The 13,992-nt window shown below is 46.3% G+C and carries 12 protein-coding genes; 9 read left to right on the forward strand and 3 right to left on the reverse strand.

Annotated features, from left to right (window positions below):
* Window positions 1-10: 10 nt before the first annotated feature.
* The 7 genes from AC58P7_RS03495 to AC58P7_RS03525 all read left to right on the forward strand — a co-directional run bounded on the left by AC58P7_RS03495 (window position 11) and on the right by AC58P7_RS03525 (window position 8,381).
* Window positions 11-1,333 carry an LLM class flavin-dependent oxidoreductase gene (locus AC58P7_RS03495; protein WP_497340030.1) on the forward strand — a complete coding sequence of 441 codons (1,323 nt, stop codon included), beginning with the start codon at window positions 11-13 and terminating at the stop codon, window positions 1,331-1,333.
* 380 nt (window positions 1,334-1,713) lie between these two features.
* Window positions 1,714-2,547, forward strand: a complete 834-nt coding sequence (locus AC58P7_RS03500; RefSeq protein ID WP_497340031.1) for an electron transfer flavoprotein subunit beta/FixA family protein — start codon at window positions 1,714-1,716, stop codon at window positions 2,545-2,547.
* A 24-nt stretch (window positions 2,548-2,571) separates the two neighbouring features.
* Complete coding sequence (locus AC58P7_RS03505; protein ID WP_497340032.1) at window positions 2,572-3,714, forward strand: electron transfer flavoprotein subunit alpha/FixB family protein; 1,143 nt, start codon at window positions 2,572-2,574, stop codon at window positions 3,712-3,714.
* The gene (locus AC58P7_RS03510) at window positions 3,711-5,021 is read left to right on the forward strand and encodes an FAD-dependent oxidoreductase (protein WP_497340033.1); all 1,311 of its coding nucleotides are present in this window, start codon (window positions 3,711-3,713) and stop codon (window positions 5,019-5,021) included. Before AC58P7_RS03505 ends, AC58P7_RS03510 begins: the two co-directional genes overlap by 4 nt.
* Window positions 5,018-5,305, forward strand: coding sequence for a ferredoxin family protein (locus AC58P7_RS03515; RefSeq protein ID WP_028554142.1), 288 nt, complete (start codon window positions 5,018-5,020; stop codon window positions 5,303-5,305). The genes AC58P7_RS03510 and AC58P7_RS03515 overlap by 4 nt, the downstream gene beginning before the upstream one ends.
* Window positions 5,306-5,455: 150 nt before the next feature.
* Window positions 5,456-7,651, forward strand: a complete 2,196-nt coding sequence (locus AC58P7_RS03520; protein ID WP_497340034.1) for an alpha-galactosidase — start codon at window positions 5,456-5,458, stop codon at window positions 7,649-7,651.
* Window positions 7,652-7,868: 217 nt separating this feature from the next.
* The gene (locus AC58P7_RS03525) at window positions 7,869-8,381 is read left to right on the forward strand and encodes a DinB family protein (RefSeq protein ID WP_497340035.1); all 513 of its coding nucleotides are present in this window, start codon (window positions 7,869-7,871) and stop codon (window positions 8,379-8,381) included.
* 44 nt (window positions 8,382-8,425) lie between these two features.
* On the opposite strand, the gene AC58P7_RS03530 is transcribed toward AC58P7_RS03525, so the two are convergent.
* A complete protein-coding gene (locus AC58P7_RS03530; protein ID WP_028554145.1) occupies window positions 8,426-8,653 on the reverse strand; it encodes a hypothetical protein in 228 nt (75 codons plus the stop codon).
* A 204-nt stretch (window positions 8,654-8,857) separates the two neighbouring features.
* Window positions 8,858-9,523: a helix-turn-helix domain-containing protein gene (locus AC58P7_RS03535; RefSeq protein WP_497340036.1), complete on the reverse strand. Its 666-nt coding sequence runs from the start codon at window positions 9,521-9,523 to the stop codon at window positions 8,858-8,860.
* 266 nt (window positions 9,524-9,789) lie between these two features.
* Here AC58P7_RS03535 and AC58P7_RS03540 point away from each other — a divergent pair, with 266 nt between their 5' ends.
* Together AC58P7_RS03540 and AC58P7_RS03545 are read left to right on the forward strand one after the other, a co-directional pair.
* Window positions 9,790-10,560, forward strand: a complete 771-nt coding sequence (locus tag AC58P7_RS03540) for a sugar phosphate isomerase/epimerase family protein (protein ID WP_497340037.1) — start codon at window positions 9,790-9,792, stop codon at window positions 10,558-10,560.
* Between the two features lie 34 nt (window positions 10,561-10,594).
* Window positions 10,595-11,614: a Gfo/Idh/MocA family protein gene (locus AC58P7_RS03545; protein ID WP_497340038.1), complete on the forward strand. Its 1,020-nt coding sequence runs from the start codon at window positions 10,595-10,597 to the stop codon at window positions 11,612-11,614.
* Between the two features lie 127 nt (window positions 11,615-11,741).
* Here the strand turns inward: AC58P7_RS03545 and AC58P7_RS03550 are convergent, their stop codons facing one another.
* Window positions 11,742-13,856 carry an LTA synthase family protein gene (locus AC58P7_RS03550; RefSeq protein ID WP_497340039.1) on the reverse strand — a complete coding sequence of 705 codons (2,115 nt, stop codon included), beginning with the start codon at window positions 13,854-13,856 and terminating at the stop codon, window positions 11,742-11,744.
* Window positions 13,857-13,992 lie beyond the last annotated feature (136 nt).

A 13,992-nucleotide genomic window follows, 5' to 3' on the forward strand; every position in this document is an offset into this window, starting at 1 on the left:
GGAGAAAACCATGGCTAAACAAAAACAAATAAAATTAGGTGCTATCATTCATGGTGTTGGCGGTAATGTTTCGGGCTGGAGACACCCGGAGGCGATTACGGATGCAAGTGTGAATTTTGGCTTTTATAAACAGCAAGCGCAGAAAGCCGAATCCGGTAAATTCGATCTTTTATTTATCGCTGATGGCTTGTATATTACAGAAAAATCGATCCCGCATTTCCTCAATCGTTTTGAGCCGATTACCATTCTATCTGCGCTGGCATCGGTCACTTCACATATTGGTCTAGTGGGAACGTTATCAACTTCCTACAGTGAACCTTTCACCGTCGCTAGGCAATTTGCCTCCATTGATTTAATCAGTGATGGGCGTTCTGGATGGAACGTGGTAACCTCACCACTAGAAGGTTCAGCCAAAAACTACAGCAAAGCGGAGCATCCTTCTCACCCAGAGCGCTATCGCATCGCGAACGAATATTTAGAAGTGACACGAGGACTATGGGATTCCTGGGAAGATGATGCGTTCGTGCGTGATAAAGAGAGCGGCGTGTTTTTTGACCCAAGTAAGCTGCATACCTTGAATCATAAGGGCGAATATTTCTCCGTGCAGGGTCCGCTGAATATTGCTCGTTCAAGGCAAGGTCAGCCGGTTATTTTCCAAGCGGGTGCTTCTGAGGATGGCCGTGCGTTTGCAGCGAAAGTGGCCGATGCGATCTTTGCAGGGCATGAGTCGATTGAAGAAGCGAAAGCGTACTATGCCGATATTAAAAAGCGAGCTGCTTCCGAAGGACGTAATCCGGATGAAGTTGTTATTTTGCCGGGCATTGCACCGATTATCGGTCTTACTGAAGAAGAAGCCGAGCGCAAATATCAAGAAGTCGCGAACTTGGTGACGATTGACAAAGCGCTTGATTACCTAGGTCGCTTCTTCGAGCATCACGATTTCTCACAGTATCCGCTAGATGAGCCATTCCCTGAATTAGGGGAATTCGGCAGTAATAGCTTCCGCAGCGGCACCGATAAAATCAAGCAAACAGCGAAAGAGAAGAACCTGACGCTGCGCCAAGTTGCTTTGAATGTGGCAACACCACGCAATGAGTTCACAGGTACACCTGAATATGTCGCTGATCGCGTGCAAGCGTGGTTTGAAGAAAATGCCGCAGATGGCTTTATTATCGCAGCTGCATTACCGAAAGGGTTAGACGATTTCGTTGACCTCGTCGTTCCGATTTTGCAAGAGCGCGGGCTGTATAGGACGGAGTACGAAGCGGATACGCTTCGTGGGAATTTAGGGATACCGGTTCCGGCGAATCGGTATACGAAGGTGAATGTGTAGGTAGAGAGAATTTTGAAGATATGAAAAGAGAAAGAGATAAGAGATAAAAAAGAGATTGCCGGATGGGCTTTTGGAGCCTGTCTGGCAATCTTTTTTTGAATAAGAAGGGGTGCAGCTATGAGAAGGACGCATAGCTGCACTAATGTCTACGTTGGGAGTGATAGCGCATCAATTTTTTCATGGTATAGTCAAGTTCCTCTCGTTCGCGCATATACTGTGTTAGATTCTTATCTTTAAGCTTGTTCGAATGGTCCTAATAAGCTCTGAAAGCGATTCCGCATCGACATTTACGTGACAAAATTCACAATGATGACAGGCTCTCACACGCCGGTTGTCAAAAAATGCAAGCCAGTTCCCCGCAGAAATAGGAGGGTGCAGAGATGCTGCATATTGTTGTTTGTATTAAACAAGTTCCCGATTCTAGAGAAATTCGCATCGATCCCAAGAATAATACGCTCATTCGCCAAGGTGTCCCCAGCATTGTGAATTTCTATGATATGCATGGCTTGGAAGAAGCGCTGCGTATTAAGGATGAGCAAGGGGCGCGCATTACAGTTGTCACCATGGGGCCGCCACCTGCGGAAAAAGGGCTCAAAGAATGTATCTCACTAGGCGCAGATGATGCCGTGTTGGTGACGGATCGTGGTTTTGCTGGAGCGGATACGCTGGCAACCTCGTATGTTGTTGCCCGAACCATTCGCAAAATAGCGGAAACGTGGGGGCCGGTGGATATCGTTTTTTGTGGAAAACAAACGTTAGATGGCGATACAGGACAAGTTGGTCCTGGAGTAGCCTGCCGATTGGATTTGGAACAACTTACCTATGTCAACCAAGTAGTTGAGGTCGATGAAGAAAATCGTAAAGTACGTGTTCACAGGCTGTTGGAGGATGGTATTGAAGTGGTTGAGACAAGCATGCCAGTACTAATCACCGCGCTGAAAGAACTGAATAAAGTGAGACGGGCTTCGCTGCCAGGCATGATTCGAGCTGCCAGATATAAGCCTACTGTATGGACAACGGCTGATTTTCCAGATCTGGAGCGGGCTAAGATTGGACTCAAAGGCTCGCCAACAATTGTAGCCAAAACATGGGTGCCCGAAATTAAAGCAGTGCAGACGAAAATGATTACTTTTGATAGCGCAGAAGCAGGGGCTGCTCAGCTCGCGGATCAACTACTGACGAAGGACATGCAGACCGTGTTGGATTGGGCTTAATAGATAGGAACGGAGAGTGACACGATGGCAAAGGAACAGTCAACTGAACAGACAGATCCGTCGATGCCGGATTGGTCGGCGTATCGAGGGGTTTTGATCGTTGTTGAGCAGCGCGAGGGCATCGCGAAAAAGGTGTCATGGCAGCTGCTAGGCGAAGGTAAAAAGCTAGCAGCGAAGCTGGAGGCGCCGCTCATGGCGCTCGTCATCGGCGAGAATGTCGCACATCTCGCTGATGAAGCCGTGCACTACGGCGCGGATCGGGTATACCTCTGCGAAGCCCCGGAGCTTCGCGATTACAGGACCCGGCCCTATAGCCGGGTCTGCTTGAAGCTAATCGAGGATGCGAAGCCTGAGATCGTGCTGTTCGGCGCGACAGCGACGGGCCGCGACCTGGCAGGCGCGATCGCGACGCACCTGCCGACGGGGCTGACGGCCGACACGACGCAGCTCGACGTGGAGCCGCCGCCGTCGCGGTTGCTGCTGGCCAGCCGGCCGGCTTTTTCCGAGAAGATGATGGCTACCATCCTCTGTAAGCAATACCGGCCGCAGATGGCGACAGCGCGCGCCGGCGTGTTTCAAGCACTGCCGAAGGATGCAGCGCGCCAAGGCGAGATCATCCGTATCGAGGCAACGATGCGCGAAGAAGAGATCGAGGCGCAGGTGCTGGACTTCCTGCGCGAGACAGGCAAGCTGAATCTCGAGGACTGCGAGATTATCGTAGCAGGGGGCCGCGGCTTAGGCGGGCCTGATGCCTTCAAGCTGCTTGCCGAGCTTGCGGATGCGCTCGGCGGTGTCGTTGGCGCGTCCCGCGCTGCTGTTGATGCGGGCTGGATCACCCACGAGCATCAAGTGGGGCAAACGGGCGCCACGGTGCGACCGAAGCTCTATTTCGCCATCGGCATCTCCGGCGCCGTACAGCATACGGTCGGCATGAGCCATGCCGATGTTGTCGTCGCGATCAACAAGGATGAGAAAGCGCCGATTTTCCAATTTGCCCACTATGGTCTTGTGGGGGACCTTTTCAAAATTGTACCCGCCATCACAGCGGAATTCAGAAAGCGTCGTACGTTATTCGGCATTCACCCTCCTCAGGCTAACCCATCCATTTCCACACAGCCATCCAAGGAAGAGATAATCGAAGCACGAGAGAGGAGTGAAGCGAAATGAACGAAAAATTCGACGCAATCGTCGTTGGCGGAGGCCCGGCTGGTGCAGCAGCTGCCCTAACCATGGCACGAGCTGGATTATCTGTCGTTCTGCTCGAAAGAGGCGAGTTTCCTGGCGCCAAAAACATTTTCGGAGGCGTCCTCTATCGAAAGCAAATTGAGGAACTTGTCCCCGAGTTTTGGACTGAGAAGAACTTCCCGATGGAGCGCTACATTGTTGAACAACGGATCTGGATGATGGGCAAGGAGTCCATGGTTACATTCGGTCATCGCAACGAAGCCTATAAGGAGCCCTTTAATTGCTTTACTGGACTTCGTGTCAAATTTGATCAGTGGTTCGCCGAGAAAGCCGTAGCGGCAGGCGCCATTCCAATTTACGAAACAGTTGCACTGGATGTGATTCGTGAAGGCAATAAAGTCGTAGGCGTACGAACCGACCGAGATGACGGTGATTTGTATGCGGACGTTGTCGTCATTGCAGATGGCGTTAACTCCTTGCTCGGCAAAGCGATGGGGATTCATAAAGAATGGATGCCGGATGAGGTATCTTTGGCGGTAAAAGAGGTCATTGCGCTACCACGCGAGAAAATCGAGGATCGCTTCGGACTTGAGGGTGACGAAGGGGTGACTATTGAATTTATGGGTGAAACCTCGCTGGGTATGGCGGGTATGGGCTTTCTGTACACGAACAAAGAAACGATTTCGTTAGGTGTCGGGGTCATGGTGAATCATTTGCGGGATAAAAAGGTGAAGCCTTATGCGGTCCTCGATGCCGTTAAGCAGCATCCGATGATTCGTAAATTGATTCAAGGCGGGGAAACCAAAGAATATTCTGGACACCTGATTCCTGAGGGCGGTTTTCACTCGATTCCTACCTTATCGGGAGATGGCTGGTGCGTCTGCGGCGATGCAGCCCAATTGATCAACTTTGTCCACCGGGAGGGGACGAATTTGGCGATGACCTCGGGCCGATTAGCCGGAGAAGCGATTATCGAAGCGAAAGCCCGCGGGGATTTCTCAGCTCCGACGATGCATATCTACGATAACAAAATTCGGGCCTCTTTCGTACACAAGGATTTGCAGAAATACAAAGGCATGCACCAATTTTTGAAAGAACAGGATCCTGAACTATTGTTCGATCGACTGCCACGTGCCGTGAATGAAGCGGCCTACAACATGTTCCTCGTGGATGGTATTACGAAAGCTGAGAAGCAAAAAATGGCCATGAAGCTCATCAAAAACGCCGCAGGCGGTACGGTTAACCTGATGAAGCTTGGCTATAAGGGATGGAGGGCGATGAACGGATGAGCCAAAGTGATATTTCAGATAAATTGTTTACCATTCGTTACAAATGCGATGATAAGTCCCACCTCGTGATCAAAGATAAACAGACCTGCTTGAATTGTGTGACGAAAGACTGCAATTATTTCTGTCCTTCGGATGTATATGAATGGGAAAAGAAGCTTAAAATTACGACTGTCGCGTTCGAAAATTGTATTGAGTGCGGTACGTGTCGGATAGCTTGTCCATCCTACAACATTGATTGGGTGTACCCGAAGGGCGGACATGGCATGACGTACAAATACGGCTAAATTTGCCGCATGAAGAGAATAGAGCCAGGACCTTTAAGGTCAAGGCTCTATTTTTTTTGTGAAAAACGACATTTCTCCATATGTAGGTGTAGATTCTCCATAGTTTTGTTCTCTTCGGGATACGATAATAAACATTAGGAGGGATTCATAATGACAATTACTTTTGAACCAATACAAGGTATCTTCCATTTACAAAATAAGCATATGAGCTATGTGATCCAACTGCTTAATTCTGCGTACCCTGCCCACGTTTATTGGGGACGACCTATACGAGAAGGTCAACTCGGTACAATTATTCAATATACGGAACGTGCTTCATTTTGCCCGAATCCTGTTAAAGAGAATAGATCGATCTCTTTTGATACGCTTCCGCAGGAATACCCTGCTTATGGGACAAGCGATTACCGTGAGCCTGCTTATCAAGTGGCGCTTCCAAACGGCTCTACGATCACGGAGCTCGTCTATGACAAGTATCGTATTGTGCAAGGAAAGCCTGCGTTGGAGGGCCTGCCATCTACCTATGTGGAAGAGGAGAACGAAGCTGAAACCTTGGAAATTGAACTTGTGGACAGGGTTGCTGGCTTACGAGCTATTCTTTCCTACACCATTTTCGCGAATCATGCGGCAATAACCCGTTCCGTACGCTTCATCAACGAAGGTAAGGCTGATCTCAAGCTCCTTCGTGCCTTAAGCATGAGTGTGGATTATTCCCATGCGGATTGGGATCTCTTACAGCTCTCAGGCAGCTGGGCGCGGGAGCGTCATATCGAGAGAAGAGCATTAGCGCCAGGTAAATTGACGGTAGAAAGTCGCCGCGGTGCAAGCAGTCATCAGCATAACCCATTCATTGCTTTGCTTGCCAAGGATGCCAATGAAGATTACGGGGATGTGTACGGATTTAACCTCGTGTACAGCGGGAATTTCGCAGCTTATGCGGAAGTAGATCCATTTGCAACGGCGCGTGTGTCGATCGGGATTAATCCGTTTGATTTCAGCTGGTTGCTGGAGCCTGGGCAGCAGTTCCAAACGCCAGAGGCTGTAATGGTATATTCAAGCAGCGGTCTTGGCGACATGTCCAGAGCTTACCATCGTCTATATCGCACACGCCTGTGTCGTGGTGAGTTTAGGGATCAGGTTCGTCCTGTGCTCGTTAACAACTGGGAAGCGACGTATTTCGATTTTAATGCTGATAAAATTGAAAGCATTGCTCGTGCAGGGAAAGAGCTTGGTATTGAACTATTCGTTCTGGATGATGGTTGGTTTGGCAAAAGAAATGACGACACGACTTCCCTAGGAGACTGGGTTGTAGATAAAGCGAAGCTGCCAGGTGGGATTGAAGATCTGGCCCTGCGAGTGAACAAATTGGGTCTTGGTTTTGGACTATGGTTCGAGCCTGAAATGGTTTCTCCGGATAGTGACTTGTATCGGAAGCACCCGGATTGGTGTCTGCATGTGCCAGATCGTCGACGTACGGAAGCCCGAGGACAGTTAATCCTAGATTTTTCACGTGAAGATGTCTGTGAAGGCGTTATGGCTATGTTGCGTAACATATTAAGCAGCGCGCCGATAACATACGTAAAGTGGGATATGAATCGGAATATGACCGAAATTGGTTCATCTTCTTTACCACCTGAACGTCAAAGAGAAACAGCGCATCGCTATATCCTAGGTTTATATCGTGTACTGGAAGCCATTACGACCGAGTATCCGCATATCCTATTTGAAAGCTGCTCCGGCGGAGGTGGTCGTTTCGACCCAGGTATGCTGCATTACATGCCGCAAACCTGGACAAGCGATAATACCGATGCCGTCTGCCGCTTGAAAATCCAATATGGCACCAGTTTGGTGTACCCGGTTAGCTCCATGGGCGCCCATGTTTCCGCCGTGCCGAATCATCAAGTTCATCGCATGACTTCTTTGGAAACCCGTGGTCATGTCGCAATGTCTGGTAACTTCGGCTACGAGCTTGATCTGACGAAGTTCACCGATGAAGAGAAAGAAATCGTCAGAGCGCAGGTTGCCGAATATAAACAAATTCGGCCGCTAGTCCAATTCGGCGATATGTATCGCCTGTTGAGCCCGTTCGAAGGGAACGAATCCGCTTGGATGATCGTCTCCGAGGACAAGACACAAGCCATGGTCGTCTTCGTCCGCGTGCTTGCTGAACCCAATGCGCCGCTGAAAACGCTGCGACTTAAAGGACTTAACCCTGACTTCGATTATCACATCGAAGGTTCAGAAGGCACATTCCCCGGCGATCATTTGTTATACGCCGGTGTTCCAGTCGCTGGTCTCCATGGCGACTTCCAGAGCAAAATCTGGCTGCTGGAGTCTAAGCAGCAGTAGTTGCATTACCAAAATGCCCACACTTTCCTTTCGAGGAGAGTGTGGGCATTTTCTTAGACGGATATTCTGGTAAATGATTGTAGATATCACAGAAAATTGCTGCAAGTCAGATAGTCAAGAGTTTGGAGACAAGGTAGGTAGATTCATTTTTGTATCCATTTGCGGTATGATAGAATGATTAAACCATTTTGAATCAGGGAAGGGAGACGAATCAAAGATGCTTCAACGACCAAGTCATGACGAATTTTCATCCTACTATACAGGGTATATCAGTCTGGTACCCGAAGGTGATTATGTTTCCATTTTAAACAGCCAAGAGGAGTCGCTTGTAACAGTATTCTCAACCTTAAATGAGGAGCAGGCCCTTTCCCGCTATGCATCTGGAAAGTGGAGCTTGAAGGAAGTGTTGGCTCATATCACGGATACCGAGCGGATTATGAGCTATAGACTGTTGCGCATTGCACGCGGGGATACAACGGATCTACCTGGCTTTAATCAGGATATTTTCATCGCGAATACCTCCTTTGATGAAGTGGCCTTGACGGATTTGATCCAAGATTTCAAAGCAGTACGTCAGGCAACACTGGCACTTTTACCTACAATTTCAGATACAGCCTGGACTCGTGTCGGAACTGCGAATACATTCGCCATTTCTGCTCGCGCACTCGCGTTTGTGATCGCTGGGCATGCTCAGCATCACCTGAACGTGGTGGAGCAGAAGTACTTATAAACAATAAAAAAGCCTGAAATCCAGAATGGGATTTCAGGCTTTTTTTAATAGAGTGATAGAGCTAGCGAATCTCGTTCATTCAAGGAATGAAGAATCGCTTCGCAACCGACAATCTCGATGCTAATGATGGAGTCTAAGCATTTCTTGAGCGTTGCTCTTCCTTTGGTAACCTTGGCCTCAAGTGCTGACTTCAGTAAGTTGAATTTCTTTTTATTTTTCTCATCGGAGTATACGGGTACGGGTTTGTTGTGAATCGTAATAAACATTTTCATGAGTTCCACCATCCTAAGAATTGGATATAGTACTAGCATATCGGATTATTATTAATAGAACCTTAAAATAGTTTTACAATTTTAAGACAAATAAGAGATTGCTATGTAGTTTCGTATATAGATAATACGATTCAGGGAATGAAAATGTTTCATTCGATTAGCTGGATTATTGAATATTATGTGAATTTAATTGGACTGGTTTTGCTAGGTAGGTTGCATGTTTTGTCGATATGCCTTGGGTGACGTCCCGAAACGCTGCTTAAAAGCGCGATGAAAGTAAGGGTATGAACCAAAGCCGCAGCTTAGGGCAATTTGCTCCAAAGACATTGAACTATCATGCATACGCTCCACGGCGCTAGATAAGCGCACTTCCGTCGCGTATTGAATCATCGTTTTACCAAAATATTCTTTGAACAAATGAACAGCGCGGGAGATACTAAGTCCTACATGGTCTGCGACATCTTCGATTTTGAATGCAGCTGTAGCATGTGCTTCAATAAATCGTTTCATCCGTGTACCTGTGAAAGGACGGCCCTGCAAGGAGACAGTTTCTGTAGCCGCACGTTCGAGATATAGGCATAAGGCTTGGAGCAAATACCCGCTCAGCTCAGGATTCTCTTCTTCCATTCTGCGTTTTTCCAGACTTAATTGCCGCCAAAGTGAGATTAATCGAGGGTCGAGATCAATCCGCATACAGGTCGGTTTGTTGCTGCGCTTCCACCATTCATCAATCCAGTTGCCTTTACAGAACAAGTAATAGTCACCGCTGGCGATTTTACCGTCTGTATGGGTGAAATCCTTCTCAATACGCAGTTCATACGGATCTCCTGGCTTAAAAAGAAGTAAGTGACCGGCTTCAATTGCGATCATACGTCCGTCGACGAGAGCTTCGCAGTTTCCTTCAGTTTGCAATCGAAAAAGATAAGATTGGAGTCCAGATTTGGTACTCGAATAAAACGGATCCATGTGAAAAGAATACCCACAAGTTAATAGTTCAGCTTTCATGTCGTTTCGCCTTTCGTAGCCAAATAAGAGATGTTTTAATTATATCGTGAATGGTCATAATAGGCTAATCTCGATTATACTAGTGCCATGGTTATTATTATCGATTTCATAATGAGAAAAGAGGAGAACAAATGGGACGTTTAGGAATTGGTCTTCAATTGTACACGCTGAGAGATGATATGGCTCGTGATATGGAAGGTACACTTCGTCATGTTGCGAAGTTAGGATATGAAGGTGTTGAGTTTGCTGGCTATTATAACATGCCTGCCGACCAGCTTAAACAGCTTTTAGATGAACTTGGATTGAAAGCTTTCGGAAGCCACGTTAGCTTACAACAATTCCGTGATAATTTCCAAGGCGTAATTGATTACTTGAAAACAATCGGCGCTAAATACGCAATTTGCCCTTATGTTGGTGCGGAAGAGCGTGAGTCGGTTGAACAATGGAAAGCACTTATTTCAGAATGCCAAGCACTTGCCGTTGAGACGCAAAAGCAAGGCTTGCAGTTCCTGTACCACAACCACGACTTCGAATTCCATTATAAAGTGGATGGCGAGTTTGTTTTCGACGCGATGTATGCGAATAATGATGCGATTAAAGTTGAAATGGACGTTTGTTGGGTTCAATTTGCTGGTCAAGACCCACTTGCTTACATTGCCAAATATGCAGGTCGTCTGCCATTAGTACATTTTAAAGACTTTACAAAAGACGCTGAAGGTAAACTAGTTACTTTGGAACTAGGCTTAGGCGATGTTCCTTTAGATAAAGTGATTGTTGCTGCTGAGCAAGCGGGCGTAGAGTGGCTTGTTGTGGAACAAGACAACTGCCAAAAGGCTCCTTTAACAAGCATCGAAAACAGCTTTAACTGGGTAAAAGAGCATTACTTGAACGTTCATAACTAATTCATTAATTTATAATCGAAGGAGCATTTATCACATGAGTAAAATTAAAGTAGCCGTCATTGGCTGTGGTTCCATATCCAAGCATAGACATATCCCGGAATACGCATCAAGTTCAAATGTGGAACTTGTGGCTTTCGTAGATCCGATCATCGAAAGAGCAGAGCACTACGCACAGCTTCATGGCGGTAAAGCATATAGCAACTACGTTGATATGTTGAAAGCAGAGAAAGTTGATGCAGTTAGCGTCTGTACACCAAACTATCTGCATGCTGAAATCTCCATCGCCGCGGCAAATGCAGGTGCGCATGTACTTGTTGAGAAGCCAATGGCGACAACAGCTGCTGAATCCGAGGCCATGATTGAAGCTGCGAAGAAAAATGGCGTGTTTTTGATGGTTGGCCACAACCAACGTCTAATGCCTCCACATGTGAAAGCGAAAGAAATCTTAGAATCCGGTAAACTTGGGAAAGTGCTTACTTTCCGCACAGCTTTCGGTCATCCAGGTCCAGAGGGCTGGAGCGTTGATGGTCGTGAGAGCTGGTTCTTCCGCAAAGAAGAAGCTATTATGGGCGCAATGGGCGATCTAGGCGTACACAAATCCGACCTGATCCGTTGGTTGCTTGCTGACGAAGTTGCTCAAGTAGCAGCTTTCGTAGGTACGCTTCACAAGGAAGGCACAGATGTTGATGATAACGCGACTTGCTTGCTTCGTATGAAAAGCGGAACTACAGGATCACTTGTAGCGAGCTGGACGTACTACAGAGGCGGAGACAACTCCACCGTTCTATGGTGTGAGAATGGCGTTATCAAAATCGATACAGATCCAAACGATCAAGTGATCGTTGAACTTCGTGACGGCACAGTAGAGCGTTATAAAGTGGGTCAAGTAGCAACGAATGAAAAACAAACACACAGCGGCGTTATTGACGAGTTCATTACTTGTATTCTTACTAATCAAGCGCCTCGCATTTCAGGCGAAGAGGGCTACCGCGCATTGAAAGTTATTCTTGCAGCGTTCGAATCCGAAGCTACAGGGAAAATCATTAATCTGTAATCAAAATAAGCTAGATTACAACGAAAAGCTCATCCCATACGGGGTGAGCTTTTTTTACTGCGTGTTAACCGGACAAATGAAAACCCCTTATCCTCAATCAGAAGAATAAGGGGCTATAGGAAAGCTTTTAACGTCCCCCAATATCAATGGATACTGAGTTAGATTTGCCTAAAATCGTTTCTTTGGAGTCCTTCACGTTTACTTGGATGTCCCAAAGACCGGTTTTGAGCAAAGGCCCTTCCACTAAGGCTGTAACCGTATGCTCATCCTTCCACGTCGTAGGGAGAGCTTTCCCGTTTAGCGTAACATAACCAAGAGGTGGAAGATTGTTACCTTGGACAGTTAGTGTTAGATTAGTACGACCTGAAATATCTTGCGAATCTGCTTCGACTTTATCAAGAGTAATCGGACCAAAACCGAGCATATATTTAGGATCAATAATCGGTGTTGTGTAGTTTTTGTATGCGTGTCGATCTCCGAAAAGAATATCATATTGCAACATTTCGTAATCTTTCAGATCCTCTTCATGAATGTTCATCTCCGCAAAATGATCCTTTGGCGGGATGACAGGATACTTTTTGGCCAATGCACTTAAGAAGTTTGTATAATAATTGCCTTCTTGTTTCGATAATTCAATTAGGTAAGGTCCTAGAAAAGCGGGACTAATATTCAAATTGTCTTTGCGCTCTGTGTCGAAATTGTTCCACACTACCAGTGGCACGCTGTACATTTTTTTCAAGAAATCAGGATCGTCCTTGCCGCTAATATACTTCGTATCCATATACGTCGCATAATCATCTCCGAGCGCTGGCAGATGGTCTCCCCAGAAAGCAATGATTGTAGGCTCGCCTTTTTTCTCGTAATACTCTACTAATTCCTTTAACATGCGATCCGAGCCGTTGATACCTTGCGCAAGTGTTTCGAGCATCCCAATCGAAGAAGGGGAGAAATTGCCTGTTACGTCAAAAGTATTTTTTGGGAACTTACCTGGATAGAAATGGAAGTGATTTTCCATCGTGTTCGCAAAGACGAAATCAGATCCTGCACTTTGCTCCGTCGTATGAATAATGTTAGCTGCTACTTCGCTATCCGCGATATAGGGACCAGAATAAGTCGGTTTAAAGTATTCAATCGGAATATATTTGGAGAAGCCGAAGTCTTGATAGATTTTATTACTGTTGAAATACCAATTATAAAAAGGACTAATGGCTGTTGACGTATAACCCTGACGGGCATAAATGCTCGCTAAGGAATCGACTTCATTTGAAATATATTGATTATAGGCAATTGAGCCTTGTGGTAAGAAACGCATCGAGTTACCCGTTAGTACTTCGAACTCAACATTTGCCGTTCCGCCGCCGTATTGTGGAGAAAGCATCGTTCCGCTCGTTCCAGACTTCTGTAGTTTATGGAAGAATGGAATCGGATCTTGACTGAACTTAGCCCCAGGGATAATAGTTGGATCCCAGAAAGCTTCGCTTAAAATGACAATGACGTTCGGTTTAATTGGCTTTGTTGAATCACCAGCTTTAATCGGGGGTTTGGGTGAAGCATTCACAATCGCCTCAACTGCTTTATCATCATAGCCTTCACGACTATCAGAAAACATGGCTTTCGTATTCAAAACTGTTGCAAGCGCATAACCGTTTGTTTTGGTATTCTGAACTTGGTTCCAAACAACAGCTTTGATCCCGAACCACTTTTGAACGGGTAATGGCAGGTCTGTGTAAACGGCGAAAAACATAACTAAAGCGATTCCAGCTAGAATTCCTCGTTCTTTTAAGGCCACTTTTTTAATAAACATGGTTGTACGGTAGAGAATGAAATAACTGCCGACAAGAAACAGGAGAATGACGGATAATACATTGAAAGTCAAAATATTGGAAATATATTTCACCATATCCGACGCCTCGCCAGCAACCACGAGATCCCATGGCGTTAAGGGAACGCCTAATATTTTGAGCTTCACGCCGCTGATTAGGGCCAGGATAATAAGAAACCCCGAAATAATCCAATAAGCAATTCTAGTACGACCGATGATAGCGATAAATAAAAGCAGAAGGCTTACAACGATCCATTCATTGAAAAGTAACGCTAGAACATGCTTAAAGCTCCATGTCATCATTTCAATATAGTTCCCGCGGCTTAAAATTTCCATGATTAGAACGGGAATAACGGCAAGAAGTAAGAGAGGCAGTCTTCGCCGAATTAACAATAACAAACGCTCAATGTGTTGTTTCATAGATTCTCCTGTTTACATAAGTTAAAAGTCCTTGGAACACTTGATATTATACCATGCATTTCGACATTATTCGATGGGATCTCAATGAAAAAAAGATAGAATGGAGGAAAATGGAGGTTATATCAAGAATACTTAT

Source organism: Paenibacillus sp. J22FR5 (assembly GCF_059691975.1).